General features: G+C 69.1%; 12 protein-coding genes, 1 pseudogene and 1 riboswitch. Of the genes and pseudogenes, 10 read left to right on the forward strand and 3 right to left on the reverse strand.

The features are described 5' to 3' along the window. The 5 genes from HKK72_RS20150 to HKK72_RS20170 form a co-directional block, all read left to right on the forward strand. Window positions 1-866: carbohydrate ABC transporter permease (locus tag HKK72_RS20150; RefSeq protein ID WP_187235946.1), on the forward strand; the 866-nt coding region annotated here is incomplete at its 5' end. Between the two features lie 4 nt (window positions 867-870). Continuing rightward, window positions 871-1,782 (forward strand): carbohydrate ABC transporter permease, encoded by a 912-nt coding sequence (locus tag HKK72_RS20155; RefSeq protein WP_187235947.1) that lies wholly within the window; start codon window positions 871-873, stop codon window positions 1,780-1,782. Window positions 1,783-1,786: 4 nt separating this feature from the next. Further along, the gene (locus HKK72_RS20160; RefSeq protein ID WP_222720911.1) at window positions 1,787-2,860 is read left to right on the forward strand and encodes a hypothetical protein; all 1,074 of its coding nucleotides are present in this window, start codon (window positions 1,787-1,789) and stop codon (window positions 2,858-2,860) included. A gap of 110 nt (window positions 2,861-2,970) precedes the next feature. Then, window positions 2,971-5,001 (forward strand): hypothetical protein, encoded by a 2,031-nt coding sequence (locus tag HKK72_RS20165; RefSeq protein ID WP_187235948.1) that lies wholly within the window; start codon window positions 2,971-2,973, stop codon window positions 4,999-5,001. A gap of 164 nt (window positions 5,002-5,165) precedes the next feature. Further along, complete coding sequence (locus HKK72_RS20170; protein ID WP_187235949.1) at window positions 5,166-7,370, forward strand: S8 family serine peptidase; 2,205 nt, start codon at window positions 5,166-5,168, stop codon at window positions 7,368-7,370. A gap of 58 nt (window positions 7,371-7,428) precedes the next feature. Here the strand turns inward: HKK72_RS20170 and metH are convergent, their stop codons facing one another. After that, on the reverse strand, window positions 7,429-11,091 hold the full coding sequence (metH, locus tag HKK72_RS20175) for a methionine synthase (protein WP_187235950.1): 3,663 nt from the start codon (window positions 11,089-11,091) through the stop codon (window positions 7,429-7,431). A 15-nt stretch (window positions 11,092-11,106) separates the two neighbouring features. Beyond that, window positions 11,107-11,182, reverse strand: a riboswitch (S-adenosyl-L-homocysteine riboswitch). A gap of 252 nt (window positions 11,183-11,434) precedes the next feature. Between metH and HKK72_RS20180 the strand changes: the two genes are divergently transcribed. Further along, a complete protein-coding gene (locus tag HKK72_RS20180; RefSeq protein ID WP_187235951.1) occupies window positions 11,435-12,271 on the forward strand; it encodes a hypothetical protein in 837 nt (278 codons plus the stop codon). Between the two features lie 224 nt (window positions 12,272-12,495). Here the strand turns inward: HKK72_RS20180 and HKK72_RS20185 are convergent, their stop codons facing one another. Beyond that, window positions 12,496-13,032 (reverse strand): hypothetical protein, encoded by a 537-nt coding sequence (locus HKK72_RS20185; protein WP_187235952.1) that lies wholly within the window; start codon window positions 13,030-13,032, stop codon window positions 12,496-12,498. A gap of 314 nt (window positions 13,033-13,346) precedes the next feature. Between HKK72_RS20185 and HKK72_RS20190 the strand changes: the two genes are divergently transcribed. The 3 genes and pseudogenes from HKK72_RS20190 to HKK72_RS42805 form a co-directional block, all read left to right on the forward strand. Next, window positions 13,347-14,651: an AAA family ATPase gene (locus HKK72_RS20190; protein ID WP_187235953.1), complete on the forward strand. Its 1,305-nt coding sequence runs from the start codon at window positions 13,347-13,349 to the stop codon at window positions 14,649-14,651. A 51-nt stretch (window positions 14,652-14,702) separates the two neighbouring features. Continuing rightward, window positions 14,703-15,971, forward strand: a complete 1,269-nt coding sequence (locus tag HKK72_RS20195) for a helix-turn-helix domain-containing protein (RefSeq protein ID WP_187235954.1) — start codon at window positions 14,703-14,705, stop codon at window positions 15,969-15,971. Between the two features lie 207 nt (window positions 15,972-16,178). Further along, a pseudogene (locus HKK72_RS42805) lies at window positions 16,179-16,388 on the forward strand (three-helix bundle dimerization domain-containing protein); the annotation flags it as partial. Window positions 16,389-16,397: 9 nt separating this feature from the next. On the opposite strand, the gene HKK72_RS39970 reads toward HKK72_RS42805, so the two are convergent. After that, on the reverse strand, window positions 16,398-16,544 hold the full coding sequence (locus HKK72_RS39970) for a hypothetical protein (protein ID WP_222720912.1): 147 nt from the start codon (window positions 16,542-16,544) through the stop codon (window positions 16,398-16,400). 273 nt (window positions 16,545-16,817) lie between these two features. Here HKK72_RS39970 and HKK72_RS39975 point away from each other — a divergent pair, with 273 nt between their 5' ends. Beyond that, a complete protein-coding gene (locus HKK72_RS39975; protein WP_222720913.1) occupies window positions 16,818-17,774 on the forward strand; it encodes a hypothetical protein in 957 nt (318 codons plus the stop codon). Window positions 17,775-17,780 lie beyond the last annotated feature (6 nt).

The raw sequence follows: 17,780 nt of genomic DNA on the forward strand, positions 1-17,780 counted from the left end.
GGCTCGGCCGGCAGGTCCTCGGCACGGCCTTCGTGACGCCGTACGTGCTGTTCCTGGTCGCGGTGTTCGCCTATCCCCTGGGCTTCGCGGTCTACATGTCGTTCCACGACTACTTCTTCACCGCACCCGGAGCCGTCGTCGACCGGCCCTTCGTCGGGTTGGCGAACTACGCGACCGTCCTCGCGGATCCGGCCGTACGGCAGTCGTTCGGCAACATCGTGGTGCTGCTCGTCATCAACGTCCCCCTCACCGTGGCGCTCTCGCTGCTGCTCGCCACGGCGCTCAACACAGCGATCCGGTTCCGGACGTTCTTCCGGATGGGTTACTACCTGCCGTACGTCACCGCGAGCGTCGCGGTGGTGGGTGTCTGGCGGTTCCTGTTCAACTCCGGAGGCCTGGTCAACTCAGTGCTCGGACCTTTCGCACCGGACCCGTCGTGGCTGGTCAACGAGCACCTGGCGATGCCCGCGATCGCGCTGTTCGTCACGTGGAAAGGTCTCGGCTTCTACATCCTGCTCTACCTCGCGGCGTTGCAGAACATCCCCAAAGAGCTGTACGAATCGGCGTCCGTCGACGGCGCCGGCCGGTGGCGGTCGTTCTGGTCGGTGACCGTGCCGGGCGTACGGCCGGCGACCGTGTTGGTCGTGCTTCTCGGCACGGTGACCGGCGCCAACCTCTTCACCGAGCCCTACCTGCTCACCGGCGGTGGCGGGCCGGACGGAGCCTCGGCCTCGCCAGTGCTGTTGATGTACCAGCGCGGCATCGAGCAGGGCAACCCCGACGTCGCCTCGGCGATCGGCGTCATCCTCGTGCTCGGCGTCCTGCTCATCGCGCTGGCGCAACGCCGACTGCTGGAGAAGAGATGAACCCATGGCAGTGAACACCACCCGGCCCCCCGCGAGCCGCACGACCTCCGCGGGCGACGCCCGGCCGCGAAAGGAGAGCAGCAGGTCACGACCGAGGGCGGCCGTCCGCTTCGGCATCCTGCTGACGGGCGCGTTCGTGTTCCTGTTCCCCTTCTATTACATGCTGATCGGGAGCCTGCAGACCGAGCCGAACGCGTCGCCTTCGGGCGCCTTCCCGGACCCGGGCAACCTCACCGTCGCCAACTACCGCGAGATCGACCGGGCCATCGACCTCGTCCAGTCCCTGGTCAACTCGGGAATCTTCACCGGCGGCGTGATCCTGTGCACCATGGTGTTCGGGCTGCTGGCCGGCTACGCCCTCGCGCAGCTGGAGTTCCGCGGGCGGGGCCTGGTGTTCAGCACGATGCTGCTGATGCAGGTGGTGCCCTTCCAGCTGATGACCGTACCGCTCTACGTCCTGATCGTGCGCGACTACGGACTGGCCGACAACTACCTGGGCATGATCCTGCCGTTCGCCATCAACTCGACGGCGGTCTTCATCTTCCGGCAGTACTTCCTGCAGTTGCCCCGTGAGCTGTTCGACGCGGCCCGCATCGATGGTGCCGGCGAGCTGACCATCCTGAGGAAAGTGGCGGTCCCGCTTGTCAAGCCGGCCCTGCTCACGGCTGTCCTCCTGACGTTCATCGGTCCCTGGAACGAGTTCCTGTGGCCGTTCCTCATCACCAAGCAGGCCGACATGCAGCCACTGGCGGTCTCTCTCGCCAACTACATGAACAACATCGCCGCACGGGCGGCCAACCCGTTCGGCGCGATCCTCGCCGGCGCCTGCGTGCTCGCCGCGCCCGCCGTGGCACTGTTCCTGATCTTCCAGCGCCGTTTCGTCTCGACCGATCTCGGCAGCAGCGTGAAGGGCTGACCTGGTGACATCCACCATCCCGACTGTTCCCTATACCCTCACCCGGCTCGGCATCGTCATGACACCCGAGCCCGGCAACGACCTCGAAGCCGAAGGCGTGCTCAACCCCGCGAGCGGGCGGACGCCGGACGGCCGCCTGCATCTGCTCCCGCGCCTGGTCGCGAGTGGCAACGTCTCCCGGGTCGGGCTCGCCGAGGTCGTCCTGGACGACGGCGTGCCGGTCGGGGTCGAGCGCCGCGGCGTCGCGCTCGAGCCTGACGAGGGTTGGGAACGCGGACTCAACAACGCCGGCGTGGAAGACCCGCGCGTCACCTGGGTCCCGCGGCTCGGCGTGCACCTGATGACGTACGTCGCCTACGGCCCGCTCGGCCCCAGGCTCGCCCTCGCGGTGTCGGACGACCTGATGTACTGGCGGCGGCTGGGTCCGTTGCACTTCGCGTACCAGCCGGATCTCGACACCGACCTGAACCTCTTCCCCAACAAGGACGCGGTGTTCTTTCCCGAACCGGTGCCGGGCCCGGACGGCGAGCCGGCGTACGCGATGCTGCACCGGCCGATGTGGGACCTCGGCTGGTTCCGGCCGGGTGAGGGGGTCCACCTGCCGGCGGGGCTCACCGACGAGCGGCCGGGCATCTGGGTGTCGTACGTCCCGGTCGTCGAGGTCGAACGCGACCTGCGCGCTCTGGTCCGCCAGCGGGACCACCGGCTGGTCGCACTGTCCGCGCACCCCTTCGAGGAACTCAAGATCGGAGCTGGGCCCGCGCCCATCCGCGTCGAGGAGGGCTGGCTGCTGATCCACCACGGTGTCAGCGGCCACGTCCCGCCCGGCTGGGATCCCACGAACCAGCAGGTGCGCTACGGAGCCGGCGCCATGCTGCTGGATCCGGCCGACGTCACCCGGGTCCTCGCCCGCACGGCGACACCGATCCTCGAGCCGGAGACGCCGGACGAGCGCACCGGCATGGTCGCCAACGTGGTGTTCCCCACCGCGATCGAAGAGGTCGACGGGGTGCGGTACGTCTTCTACGGCATGGCGGACGCCAAGATCGGGGTCACTCGGCTGGATCGGGTCGGATGAGCGGGCCGGCCGGCGGCGGTGGCCACGGCTCTCGCCGGCACCGAATCCCTCCGTACCGGCACGACGGTCGAGATGACCCAGACCAACGCCTCCTGACCCGAGAGGGAACCATGTCCATCCGTCGGTCCATCCGTCGTAGAACCTTCCTCGCCGCCGGCACCATCGCGCTGCCGCTGGCCGCCGCAGGCGTTACCGCACCGGCGGCCCGTGCGGCCGCCGCCCGGCCCGTCGGCAACCTGACCAACCTCGCCCATCTGGACTGGCTCGGCGCGGCGATCACACCGCCGGAACAGCCCGGCCACACCACGTACCGGCTCACCGACGAGCCGCACATCGGCGTGCTCTGGACCTATGCCGACCGGCGGCCGGACGGCACCTACCAGCGGATCGGCGGCGGAGCCTACGATCCGGCCACCGACACCTACGGCCAAGGCGCGTTCAACGCCGACGACATCAGCCGCGCCGCCGTGGCGTACGTCCGGCACTGGCAGGCGACCGGCGCGGCGAGCAGCCGGACCGCCGCCTGCCATCTCCTGCGCGGGCTCACCTTCCTCCAGACCACGACCGGCCACGGCGCCGGCAACGTCGTGCTGTGGATGCAGCCGGACGGCACGCTCAACCCCAGCGCCGAGCCGAAGGAGAGCCCGGACCCCTCCGACAGCTCGGACTCGTACTGGCTGGCCCGCACCATCTGGGCGCTGGGCGAAGGTCATGCGGCCTTCGCACGCACCGATCGGCGCTTCGCCCGGTTCCTCGGCGACCGCCTCCAGCTCGCGCTCGACGCCGTCGACCGGCACGTACTCAGCCGGTACGGCGAGTGGCTGGACATCGACGGCACCGGGGTGCCGGCCTGGCTGATCGCCGACGGTGCCGACGCGACCGGCGAGGCGCTCCTCGGGCTCACGGCCTACGTGCGGGCGAGCGATGATCCTCGGGCGCGCGGCGTGCTGGCCAAGCTCTCCGAAGGGGTGGCGGCGATGCGGGCCGGCACCCCCCGGACCTGGCCGTTCGGAGCCGTACTGCCGTGGGCGCTGTCCCGGGCGGTCTGGCACGGCTGGGGCGGGCTCGCCCCCGCCGGCCTGGCCCGGTCGTATGACGTCCTGGGCGACAAGCGACTGCTCGACGCCGCGCTGACCGACGTCGCGTCGTTCACCCCGCACCTGCTGATCGCCGCCGGACCGCAGAACGGCTGGATGCCGACGCCGAGCGACCCGGCCCAGATCGCCTACGGTGCGCAGTCGCGGGTGGAGTCGCTGCTCGTGGCGGCCGACGCGGGAGACCGGCCACGGCTGCGCGCCCTTGCCGGTGTCGCGGCGTCGTGGTTCTTCGGCAACAACCCTGCGGGCACGCCGATGTACGACCCGGCGACCGGACGTACCTTCGACGGAGTGGACGGCGGGGGGAAGGTCAACCAGAACTCCGGCGCAGAGTCCACCATCCACGGGCTGCTGGCGATGCTCGCGCTGGACGGCGCGCCGGACACCGCGGCCGTGGCGCGCACCGCCACGGTGGTTGAGCGGACCGGCTGGCGGCTCATCGAAGCCGAGACCGGCACGCTGTCGGGTGACGCGGGTCCGCACCATCCCGGGAGCGCATGGACCGGCGAGAGCCAGTGGAGCGGCGGAGCCGGAGTACGCCTGGGCCCGGGCGGGCGGCTCGTGCTCGACGTGCCGGTCATCGAGCCGAGCGTGCTGATGCCGGCGGTGGAGCTCGCGCCAAACGCGGGTACGAGCGAATGGCGGGTGGACGCGCGAGCCGTCGGGCTGGTCGACCATGGGGAGGTCGGCGCGCAGGGCGACTCCCCGGCGCGGGGCCTGCTTGCGGTCCGGACACTGCCGCGGACGGTGCGGCGCAGCGGCACGGTGACCGTGACCGGCGTACGCGGGACCACGGTGGTCGACGCGCTACTGGTGCAGCCCGAGGTGGAGCGGTTGGTCCTCGACGGCCGCGGACACGGGACCGCCCTGCTGCGCAGCTTCGGCACCGGACCGCGCCAGGCCGCCGTGCGCGTACCGGGCGTGGGTGCCGCGACCGCCTGGGTCTTCGACGAGACCGGCCGCACCGTGCGCGTGACGACGGCGACCGGCCCCGTCGTCAAGGTGACCCTGCCCGCCGGAGGAAGCGCTCTCATCCGCCGCTGACCGACGTGCAGGGTCGGGGTCATCGCCACCCCCATCTGCTACCGCCGACTCACCAAATGAGACGTCGTCTTACGCCGGAATCCTGAACTTGCCTTGCTCAATGTATTGATCCGTTATGGCCGTGAAGATACCTTTTGCGCGGATCGATCATGGAGGAGGCTGGATTGTCGACCACGAAGCACGTGCGGACGGCGCTGATCGCGGCGTTGACGTCGATGGTGGTGGTGGGGCCCTGCGTGGTCGCGCAGCCGGCGATGGCGCAGGGGTCCAAGGCGCCGCCGCCGATCAAGTCCTATGTGGGTGATCCCGGCCGCCTCGGCGACCCGGCGAGTTGGCGGACCGCTGAGTTCAACCGGGACGCCGGCCTGGTGTCGATCGGAGCGGAGTTCGCTTACGCCGACGGCTATGCCGGCGGCGGGATGAACATCGGCATCGTCGACTCGGGCGTCTTCGCCGGGCATGTGCGGGAGCACGGCAGCCTCGACACGGACTACGCGACCGGCGATCGCTTCTTCTCGGTGACGGCCCAGGGCGGCGACACCGGGCCCACACCGGGTTGGTACGACCCGGCGTTCAACGACAGTCACGGCACGCATGTCAGCGGGACCGTGGCCGCGAGCCGCGACGGCGTCGGTGAAACGCAGCCGGACGGGCCCGCGGCCAACATGCACGGCGTCGCGTTCAACGCCAACGCGTACATCGGCAACACTCACAAGACGGACGGCGTGTTCTACGGACTGGTGCCGCCGAACGCGACCGCCGCGCAGACGCCGGACAACGCCTATCTGGCCAACCTGTACCGGTCGGTGAGCAAGGCGAAGACGGCGAACGGCAAGCCCATCCGGCTCATCACCACCAGCTGGGGCAGCGCGCCATCCACGGAGAACTACAACACCCTCGAGCCGACGCCCGGCAGCCCGGACACCTTCGGCCTGAACGCGGCATGGCGTTACCTGTCGACTCCAGACGGCGTCGCCGATGCCAACGGCAACACCAAGCATTGGCTGAATGGCGCCATCGAGGTCGCACGGTCCGGCAAGATCCTCCAGTTCACCGCCGGTAACGCCGGCGTCGCGAACCCGACGGCGCGGGGTGCCGCGCCGTACTACCTGCCCGACCTCGAGGGTCGCTGGTTCACCACGTCGGGAATCAACCCCACTGTCGGGCGCACGTTCAACGCCGACGGTTCGGTGCTGGTCCCGGGGCAGCAGGAATTCAACCAGTGCGGTGTCGCGAAGTGGTCCTGCGTCACCGCACCGAGCAGGCTGATCAACAGCACGTGGGTGGAGCTCGTCGACGGCGTACCGCAGGCGCGTTACAGGGCCGCGTCGGGGACGTCGATGGCCGGGCCGCACTCGGCGGCCGCGCTGTCGTTGATCATGCAGCGCTTCCCGTACATGACCAACGAGCAGGCGCTCTACACGATGTACACGACCGGTCGGCAGAACAACACGATCAGCGACGCGGCGGGCAACGCCGTTTCGAATCCCACCCGCGGCCAGATCGTGCAGGTTCCCGACTCACGCAACGGCTGGGGCACGGTCAGCCTGCGGGAGGCCATGAACGGTCCGGGCCAGCTGGTGGGGCCGTTCCGGGTCGACACGCAGGGACGCAGCGACGTGTGGTCGAACGACATCTCCGACGTTGCCATCCAGGCGCGCCGGCAAGAGGATGCCACCGAAGCGGCCGCGTGGAAGGCGACCAAGATCGCGCGAGGATGGACGCGCGGCCTGCCCGCCAACGCGAGCGACAAGGACAAGTCGGACTACGCCACCGGCGTCCGGCGTGAGAAGGCACGCAACGCCCGCGCGTACGAGGGCAGCCTCACCAAGCGCGGCAACGGAACCCTGTTCCTCGCCGGCAATGGCACCTGGCACGGGACGAGCACGGTCCTCGACGGCAAGCTCTCGGTCGTCGGCTCGCACGCCAGCCCGATCGACGTGCGCGGCGGAACGCTCGGTGGCAGCGGCACCGTGACCGGCGGCGTCTATGTCTCCGACGGCGTACTGCAGCCCGGTGTCTCGGCCGGCGAAGCGAAGTACGCAGCCGATCAGCATGTCGCTGCGGGCAATGTCCTGAACGTCGGAGGGGATGTGCGCATCGGCCGGAAGGGTGACCTCGCCGTCACCATCTCCGGCAACAACGACTACACGAGCGTACGGTCCGCCGGTCGCCTGGTGTTGGACGGGGACCTGGACATTGATGTGCACGGAAAGCCGACCCGGGGCACCGTGCTGACGATCATGAGCGGCAGCTCCATCAGTGGCAGGTTCGACGGGCTGTCCGAAGGGGACGTCGTGCGCGCGAACGGCCACCAGTTCAGGGTGTCCTACAAGCACAACAGTGTGACGCTGACCGTCACGCGCTAGTGACACCCGCCAAGGCCCGCGTCCGTAGGGCGCGGGCCTTTGGCTTGGCACCTTCGGTTTACCGGGGTTCGTAGGCGAGATTGGGACGCAGCCAGCGTTCGATGTCGGTCAGGTCGAGGCCTCGCCGCATGGCGTAGTCCTGGGTCTGGTCCTTGCCGATGCGTCCCACGGTGAAGTACCGCGACGACGGATGGGCGAAGAGCAGTCCGCTGACGCTGGCGGCGGGGGTCATCGCGAAGGACTCGGTCAGGGCCATGCCGAGCTGATCGGCGTCGAGCAGATCGAACAGGGCCTGCTTCTGGCTGTGGTCCGGGCTCGCAGGGTAGCCGAATGCGGGGCGGATGCCGCGGAAGCGCTCGGCGTGCAGGTCTTCGATCTTCGGGTCGGCGTCGGGCTCGTACCAGGCACGCCTCGCCTGAAGGTGGATGTGCTCGGCGAACGCTTCAGCGAAGCGGTCGGCCAGGGCCTTCACCATGATCGCCCGATAGTCGTCGCTTTGGGCTTCGAAGGTGGCGGCGAGCTCTTCGGCGCCGTGGACGGCCACGGCGAACCCGCCGATGTGGTCCCCGGCCGGGGCCAGGTAGTCCGCGAGGCACCGGTTCGGCCGGCCCGCGGGCTTGGCCGTCTGCTGGCGCAGCATCGGCAGGCGCATGCCGTCGTGGTCGCCGTCGAACAGGATGTCGTCGCCGTCGGCGTGCGCGGGCCAGAAACCGTAGGCGCCACGGGCCTGGAAGTGGCCGGCCGCGATGATCTCGTCGAGCAGGGTGTTCGCGTCGTCGTAGAGCTCACGAGCCACCGGCTGGTCGAGGATCGCCGGGTACTTGCCCTTCAGTTCCCAGGCGAGGAAGAGGAACTGCCAGTCGATCATCGCGCGGAGGGCGGTCAGGTCCGGGGCGACGGTACGGACGCCGGTGAAGGCGGGGACGGGCAGGTCGCCGAACAGTACCTGTTCACGGTTCTCGCGGGCTTGCGCGAGGGTCAGCAGAGGGCTCCGCTGCCTGGTCTCGTGCTGCTTGCGCAGGCGCTCCTGCTCGGCGCGGTTGCTCACGTCCAGTTCCTCGGCCCGCTCGGTGTCGAGCAGGTCCGAGACCACGCCGACGACGCGGGACGCGTCGAGTACATGGACCGTGGTGCGGTCGTAGGCGGGGGCGATCCGGACCGCGGTGTGCTGACGAGATGTGGTGGCGCCGCCGATCAGCAGGGGCAGCTTCAGCCCGCGGCGCTGCATCTCGGTGGCGACGGTGACCATCTCGTCCAGCGACGGGGTGATCAGTCCCGACAGGCCCACGGCGTCGGCGCCTTCGGTGACCGCGGTGTCGAGGATGACAGCGGCGGGGACCATGACACCGAGGTCGATGACCTCGTAGTTGTTGCAGCCGAGGACGACACCGACGATGTTCTTGCCGATGTCGTGCACGTCGCCCTTGACCGTCGCGAGCACCACCTTTCCGTTGCCGCGATCGGCCTCGGCGCGCCCATCCAGCCGCGCCTGCTCCTTCTCGGCCTCCATGTACGGCTCGAGGTAGGCGACCGAGCGCTTCATCACCCGTGCGCTCTTGACGACCTGTGGCAGGAACATCTTCCCGGCGCCGAACAGGTCTCCAACGATCTTCATGCCGTCCATCAGCGGACCCTCGATCACCTCGAGCGGACGCGCCTTCAGCTGCCGGGCCTCTTCGGTGTCGTCCTCGATGAAGTCGACGATGCCGTGCACGAGCGCGTGCGACAGGCGCTCCTCCACGGGGGCATCGCGCCAGGACAGGTCCACGACGCGTCGGGTGCCGGAACCGCTGACCGTCTCGGCGAACGTGACGAGCCGGTCGGTGGCGTCGTCACGCCGGTCGAACAGCACGTCCTCGACGAGTTCGAGCAGGTCGGCGGGGATGTCCTGGTAGACCGCGAGCTGCCCCGCGTTGACGATGCCCATGTCCAGCCCGGCACGTACGGCGTGGAACAGGAACGCCGAGTGCATCGCCTCGCGTACGACGTCATTGCCGCGGAAGGAGAACGACAGGTTGGAGATGCCGCCGCTGATGTGCGCTCCGGGACACCGCTGCTTGATCAGCGGCAGCGCGTCGAGGAACGCCTTCGCGTAGCCGTTGTGCTCGGCGATGCCGGTGGCGACCGCGAGCACGTTGGGATCGAACACGATGTCCTCGGCGGCGAACCCGGCCCGCTGCGTCAGCAGGTCGTAGGCGCGGCCGCAGATCGCCACCTTGCGTTCGGCCGTGTCGGCCTGCCCCTGCTCGTCGAAGGCCATGACGACCACGCCGGCACCGTAGTCCCGGATGTGCCGGGCCTGTTGCAGGAACGGCTCCTCGCCCTCCTTGAGGCTGATCGAGTTGACGACGCCCTTGCCCTGTACGCACTTGAGCCCGGCCTCGAGCACGCTCCACCGCGAGCTGTCGACCATGATCGGGATACGGGCGACCTCCGGCTCGGTCGCGATCAGATTCAGGAACGTGGTCATGGCCCGCTCGCTGTCGAGCAGGTCGGCGTCCATGTTCACATCGAGCAGGTTGGCCCCGCCGCGTACCTGCTCCAGTGCGACGTCGACGGCGGCCTGGTGGTCGCCCGATTCGATCAGGCGACGGAACCGCTTCGAGCCCGTGACGTTGGTGCGCTCTCCGATCATGACGAACCCGGTGTCCGGGCCGATCTCGAAGGGCTCCAGGCCGCTGAAGCGGGTATGCGCCGGCGGAGTCGCGACCGGGCGCGGCGCGAGACCCTTGGCGGCCACCGCGATCCGCTCGATGTGCGCCGGCGTCGTGCCGCAGCACCCGCCGACGATGTTGACCGTTCCCGAGGCGACGAACTCGCCGAGCAGCCGTGCGGTCTCCTCCGGGGTCTCGTCGTAGCCGCCGAAGGCGTTCGGCAGCCCGGCGTTGGGATGGCAGGCCGTGTACGTCCCGGCGAGCCGCGACAGCTCGGCGACGTGCGGCCGCATCTCCTCGGCGCCCAGCGAACAGTTCACGCCCACCACCAGCGGATCGGCGTGCTCGATCGAGCTCCAGAACGCCTCGACGGTCTGCCCCGACAGCGTGCGCCCGCTCAGGTCGACGATCGCCACCGAGATCCACAGCGGCAGATGCGGGGCGACCTCGCGGGCGGCGGCGACGGCGGCCTTGGCGTTGAGCGTGTCGAAGATCGTCTCGATCAGCAGCAGGTCGACCCCGCCGTCGGCGAGCGCCTGGACCTGCTCGGCGTACGTGGCGCGAACGTCGTCGAACGACACCGCCCGGTACGCGGGGTCCTCCACCCGCGGGGACAGTGACAGCGTGACGTTCAGCGGCCCGATCGAGCCGGCGACGAAACGCCCTCCCACCTCGTCCGCGGCCTGGCGCGCCAGCTGGGCGCCCCTCAGGTTCATCTCCCGTACGAGCGGCTCCAGCCCGTAGTCCGCCTGGCCGATGCTCGTGGCGGTGAACGTGTTCGTCGTCGTGATGTCCGCGCCCGCCGCCAGGTACTGCCGGTGCACGTCCAGGACCACATCCGGGCGCGTCAGGTTCAGTAGATCCGGGTCACCGGTCACATCACGCGGGTGGTCCCGGAACCGCTCCCCGCGATAGTCGGCCGCGGTGAGTCCCGCAGCCTGCAGCATCGTGCCCCAGGCCCCATCGAGCACCAGGATCCGCCGGTCCAGAAGCTCCCGCAGGGCCTGAGTCGCGTGTCGGACGGCGCCTTGTCCGTGCTCGTCGCCGTGGTTCAAAGACCTGTCCACCGGACCACCTCCCGCTTGTGGGAGGCGCCCTTGGTGAACGATGCAGGCCGAGCGTGGCGGACCTGAGCCCGTCGCAGCGCCTCTCGACCTGATAGCCAATATTACCGAAAGCGACGAGCTCATGAATGAGGGTTGCGACCCGCGCCCGTGATTGCTCTGCGCACACTTAAGGTCCGGCGCTGCATCACGTCACGACACAGGGCGGCGAGGTGCGAGTGTTCTGCTCAGTCGGTCTGAGTCGATCCTCCTGCGGCCCGTCCGGCGCATGAGAAACGGAATGGAGTTGATCTTGGGAGATCCAGCTGCCCTTGATGCGGTCCTGCAGCACTCCTGCCGTGTCCGGGTGGCGGACGCCGTCCCGTCTGCCGGTTACCCGATCGGCGCCGAGATCCTCGCGGATCTTTCGGAGCCGGCCGAGCTTGACCGTTTGCGCAGGGCCATGGCGGTGGATTCCGTCCCCGGCGCCGTGTGCGCATGCGCGGGCGACGTCCGGTTCGAGTTCCTCGACGAGGATGGCAGGCACCTGACCACGGTGGTCTTCCACCATGGCGTGACGCTGCGCTGGGACGGCTGGGATGGCGATGCGGTCCTTGCCGACGGCCGTTCACTACTGCACTGGCTCGAGGAGCACGGTGCCCCAGGCCCGCTGCGGCAATTCGAGGAAGACGAACGTCAGCGTCAGCAGGCGGGGAGACAAGAAGCCGAGTGGCTCTCAGCAATGCCGGCCGCGCTGGAGGACCTCTCGGGGCGGATGCTCGCGCTCTCGCGGACAGGCGGCGATCCGTCGCCGGACCTGCTCGGCGAACTCCGGGACCGGCTACGGCAGGCCATCCCGGAGCCCGTGAGCCGAGCGCTGACGCTTTTTGAGTGGTGCGGTGCGGGCAGCGGCCGGTGTTCGGGATTTCCCGTGCACGAGATAGTGCCGGACCTGCTGCTCAAGGACATGCCGATCGTTGAGATCATTGCCGGCCTGCAAGACCCGCGTGCGGAAGCCCGGCACTACGCAGGAGCGGTACGCCACCTCGTCGGATGGAGAACCCGAGCCAAACAGAAGAGAGACCTCGACGCCATTCCCGCGCCCCTGAAGGCCCGCCTCCTGCAAGAGGCCCAGGCATCCGGCGACCAGGACAAACAGGCCCGGGCCACGCGATGGCTGACACCGACGCCGTCCTGTAAATGATCAATCCGGGACGTTCACCTGCCCCTCGTGCACCCGGCGTGCCGGCCGTCCCCCACCTGACCGTCTACGCCACTCGCCCCCGACCGGCGGCGGGTGGAACAGCGAAGGGATGCTCCTGGTTCGGCTTCGCGTCTTGATCGACTGCCGTATTACCCGGAGCCTCGCCCTTGCACGACCACCCGCCGGCCCCCGTCGCGGCCCGCCCCGTCACGATGGAATGGGCTCTATACACGGCCCTGAAGCAGCTTGGCCAGTCGTAGCGCGTTCTCCTGGCGATTATCCGAACTGACCGTCCTCACCTTGATCCCGCAGAACTCGCCGCTACGGCACGGGAACCACAACTCGCCATGGGTGTTGTCGTAGGTGGCGCCCTCAACGAGTCCGGCCACCGGCTCCCCGATCTCGGCTATGGACTCGTACTGGTCCTTGGGCAGCACGGCCGCGAAAATCGCCTCGTTAAAGCCCTCAGGGGCACCCGCCTTGGCCGAGGTCGCCGTCCAGACGCATCCGCCGAATGTGTAGTCGTGCTTGCCGCCGTCATTCGGGCCGATCACCTGCGTGACCTCATCCTTGGTAAGGCGCTTGCAGTTTTCGTCACTGTCGCCGCCTCCCCCACCGGCGCCTCCCGCATTGGGAAGACTTCCCGTACCGGGAACGCTCCCCGAGTCGGAGTCACCCGAGCCACCGCCTCCGCAGGCCACGACCAGCGCCAGCGCACCGCCGAGAATCGCGGCGTGTACGAACTTACTGAAGACCTGCACGGGTCATCCCTTCGTATGTGGGGTGCGCATGTGGGCGTGATCGCGGGGAAATGGACCGGGTCTTCCCGTGGGTCGACTCGATCACAGCAAGGACTTCAGCACGATCGGGGCCTTGTGGTCACGAGTAGTCGACTACCTGTTGTGCGCGGACGGGAAGCCGGGTCGCGTCGGCCCCGGGACAGGTCTCCTTCCGTCCGGCCCTGCGGTCCGTGAGCTCCTAGGCCCCTCAGGAGGTCCTGAGATCATCGGCGGCTATCGTCGGCATGCCGTGTTTCGCGATTTCCGCGGCTCGGGGGAAAGCTCAAGGTGCTGGTTTGTACGATCCGGGGGTTGGCCGGGACTGGCCGTTGACCGGCCGTGTCGAGGAACTCCGGTTCATCGACCAGGCGACGTGGCGGGCCGGTGGGCCGAAAGGCGTGGTACTCGCGGGGGCGTCTGGAGTCGGCAAGACCCGGCTGGCTCAGGAGGTGCTGGCCAGGGCCGTCCAGCGAGGCATGGCGACACGATGGGTGTCCTCGACCGCCTCGGCGCGCGGCCTGCCACTCGGGGCGTTCGCGGGACTGCTCGGAACCGTCGGCGGGGACCCGGCCCAGGTACTGCGCCAGGGCATCGACTCGCTGCTCGCAGGCACGGGTCGTGCCGGGGTCATGGTGGGCGTGGACGACGCGCATCTTCTTGACGAACTCTCCGCGCTGCTGGTGCACCAGTTGGTGCTGCACAAGGCGGTCACCATGGTCGTCACCGTACGCACCCGCGAGCCGGCCGTGGACGCGGTGAGCGCGTTGTGGAAGGACGGGCTCCTGAAGCGGCTGGAGGTCCAGCCGCTGTCGGACCCGGAGACCGGCGCGCTGCTCGAGGCCGTGTCGGATGGGCCGGTGGACAGCGCCAGCGCTGCGCGTATGGCAGCGCTGACCAGTGGAAACGCGCTCTTCTTGCGCCATCTGGTGAATGGAGAACTGGAGTCGGGCCGGCTACGCGCGGTGGGCGGGGTGTGGCGCTGGCCGGGGGAAGTGACGCTCTCACCGGGGCTGGCGGACCTGGTGGAGGCCCGGATGGGCCGGCTTTCCTCGCAGGTGCGGGACGTGGTGGACGTGCTCGCCCTCGGCGAGCCGCTGGGCGCCGGCGTGTTGACTCGGCTCACGGATGCGGCGGCGGTGGAGGAGGCCGAGGCACGCGGCCTGGTGAGAGTGGAGCGGGATGCCCGGGGGCTGCGGGCCCGGCTGACTCACCCGCTGTACGGCGAGGTACAGCGTGCCGGAATCGGCACGCTGCGGGCCCGCCGGCTGCGTGGCCGCATCGCGACGGCCCTGGCGAACACCTCCGGTGGAAGCGCCGACGACACGTTGCGCCGCGCCGTGCTCAGCGTGGAGTCCGGCCTCGAACCCGACCCGGCCCTGCTGACCGAGGCCGCCGGACGCGCGGCCCAGCTCTGTGACATGCGTCTGGCCGAGCGGATCGGACGAGCCGCGGTGGCCGCGGGTGGTGGCTTCCAGGCCCAGATGATCGTCGTGTCGGCCGTCGGCGGGCTGAGCCGCTACCCGGACGTCGAGGTGGAGATGGCCGCGCTGACCGCACTCGCCGGGACCGACGCCGAGCTGGTCAGGGCCACGGTGACCTAGGCGCTGAACGTCACGTGGCTGGCCGGCCGTCCCGCAGAAGCGGAGGCCGCCTTGGAGACCGCCGAGAAACGGGTCAGTGAGGACACCTCACGACTGCGATTGGCCGCGGTCCGGGCCTACCTCGAATCCGGCCTGGGACGGCCCGAGCGGGCCGTACAGGCCGCGGCCACGGCACTTGCCGAGCCGAAGCTTCCCGACGAGGCCGTGCCAAGCTGCGGGCTCGTCGGTGCGCTCGCCACGCTGGGCCGCGTCGACGACCTCGGCCCGGCCGCCGCCCGCGGCCACCTGGCGGCCGCCCGGTCGACCGAGCTCGCGTACCTGCGCGTCCCGCTGGCCGGATGGCAGATGCTCGGGCTGCGGCTGGCCGGGCATCTGCGTGAAGCGCTCGATGTCGCACTCGAATGTCGCAAGGCGACCAAGGGCCTTGCGTTCGGAGCCGAACTCTCGAGCGCCATCGTGGGCGATGCCGAACTCGCGCGGGGACGGGTGGCCGGTTCCCTGCGTCTCCTGCGCGAAGCCCGCGCCGGCATGGACGGGGCCGGTAACGCCGGCGGCTTCCTGTACTTCTGCCAGCTGTCGACCACTAAGGCGCTGGCCGTCTCCGGTGACTTCGCGGCCGCCCGGCGAGCTCTGGCAGAGCTGTGGGAGGTACGGCATCGCGCGTTGCTGCTCCTCGAACCGGAAATGCTGTTGGCTCGGGCATGGGTGGCCGCCGCCGAAGGTGTGGTGAGCGAGGCGGTCGCGCTCACGCACGACGCCGCCGAGGTCGCCGCCGCCCAGGGGCAGCCGGCACACGAGGTCCTGGCGCTTCACGCCGCCGTCTGTTTCGGTGACGGTTCGGTCGCCGGCCGGCTCGCCGACCTGGCCACCCGGGTGGCCGGTCCCCGGGCACCGGCCGCCGCCGCGCAGACCGCCGCACTCGCCGCGGGCGACGGTGACGCCCTCCGCGCCGCCTCCATCGAGCTCGAGCAGATGGGTGACCCGCTGGCCGCCGCCGACGCCGCCGCGCAGGCGGCCGTAGCCCACACACGACGTGGTCAGAAGACGCTCGCCACGGCGGCGAGCGCCCGCGCCCATCGGCTCGCCCAAGCATGCGACGGCGCCCGCACGCCGGCACTGACCGCCGCGGCCCGACCGCTACCGCTCACCACGCGAGAGCGCGAGATCGTCACGCTGGCCGCCCACGGTCTGCCCAACCGAGCAATCGCCGACCGACTGGTCGTCTCTGTACGAACCGTGGAAGGTCACCTCTACCGAGCCGGCACCAAAATCGGGACCAGCAACCGCGCCGAACTCGCCACGTTGCTCCACCACGACTGACGCGCGCCAGCGATGCGTTCCATCACAGCACCGCCGCCGGGCATATTGGGCTTTTAATCTACAATTAAACGTCTAGTAGCCAGCTGTTCAACTATGGAATCACGCATGTCTCATAAGTGTGGGTGATTTTTTAATCATGAAGCGGCGGGCAATGGCCTATGTAAGCATTGGCGCGGCGCGGTCCGCCCTGAGCGGCGTGCGCGACATATGCTCGACTCGACGCCCTGGAGTGCGCTGTTGAAGCTCGATACCGTTCGTGAAGACCAGGCGATCCTTCAAGTGGGCGACCGGCTGATCGGGACCTTCGCCGGGGCGCACTCGCCAGAACACGTCAAGGACACGGTGGCAGGGGTCCACCAGCGTTTCGACGGCAGCCCGATCAGGGATTTCGTTCCCGTTCTGGTCGAACGTATCGTCCGCCGGGAACTACAGGCGCCGCCGGCGACGGCTGGAGACGCACTCGAAGAGCCGGACGGCGAAAAGGTCCAGAGTGGCGCCACGCAGCCGGGGCAGGCGGGGGCCGTTCCGGTAACAGTCGCAGGCGAAGAACCCCAGAGCGAAGAGATCGTACATCTGGGGAAGGCCGGAGACGTTACCGATAGGGCAGAGAAGGAAAATCCCGAGAGCGTCGAAATCGCGCATCCGATCCTGGCCGGAGAGCCGTCGGCGTCTGGTGAGGAACCTCCCGGTCCACCGGCCTCTCCGACATCACGGTGGAAATCGCGGCCGAGCAATAGGTCACTCCTTTTTGCTCTGCCGGTCGTTCTCGCCGTCGGTATCGCGGTCACGGCCGTCGCGATCGCCAGAGACCCGGAATCCGCCCCGCCACTGGCCACCGTCCGCGGAGTGGTCGGTTCGGAGAAGCAGGCGTTCTTCAACGATCCCCGGGTGAGTGCGGCGCTCGCGCGTCAGGGAGTGAAGATCGAGGTCGATCCGGCGGGCTCACGTGAGATCGCCACCTCCGTCGACCTCGGCCGGTACGACTTCGTGTTCCCCTCCAGCGCGCCGGCGGCGGACCGGATACAGCGGCCACGGCGGATCAACCGCGAATACGCCGTGTTCTCCTCGCCGATGGTTATCGCGACATTCGAGCCCATCGCCGAACTCCTCGCCAAGGAGGGCATCGCGAAACGCGATGCGGTCTGGACCTTCGATATCGCCCGCTACCTACGGCTCGCAGCCAAGGGCACGCGGTGGGATCAGTTGAAGGACAACAAGACCTATCCCGTACGCAAGAACATCCTGATCACCACGACGGATCCCCGCAGTTCCAATTCCGCCGCGATGTATCTGTCGATCACCAGCTATGTCGCCAACGGCGACGCGGTCGTCCAGGGCGCTGCCGCAGAGAAGAAGGTTCTGCCCACGGTGTCGCCACTCTTCCTTCGGCAGGGCTATACAGACGCCACCACAGAAGGGCCGTTCGAGGACTACCTGTCGGTCGGCATGGGCAAGACCCCGCTGGTCTGTGTATATGAGGCGCAGTTCGTCGGCGCCGCCGTACGCGGCCAGACCAAGCCCGGCATGGTGCTGATGTACCCGTCGCCGACCGTGCTCTCCAAGCACACGCTGGTGCCACTCAACGCCGAAGGCGACCGCGTGGGGCGGCTGCTCTCAACCGACCCGGAACTACAACGACTGGCCGCCGTACACGGATTCCGTACCGCCGACGCCGCCCAGTTCGCCAAAGTCACCGGCGACCGGAAGATACCTGTCGCGACCGACCTGATCGACGTGGTCGAAACCCCCACCTTCGACACCCTCGAGAACCTGCTCGGCGGAGTCTCAAAGGCATACGGCTAGGTTCTG

Source organism: Actinomadura sp. HBU206391, assembly GCF_014323665.1.
Lineage (GTDB): Bacteria > Actinomycetota > Actinomycetes > Streptosporangiales > Streptosporangiaceae > Actinomadura_C.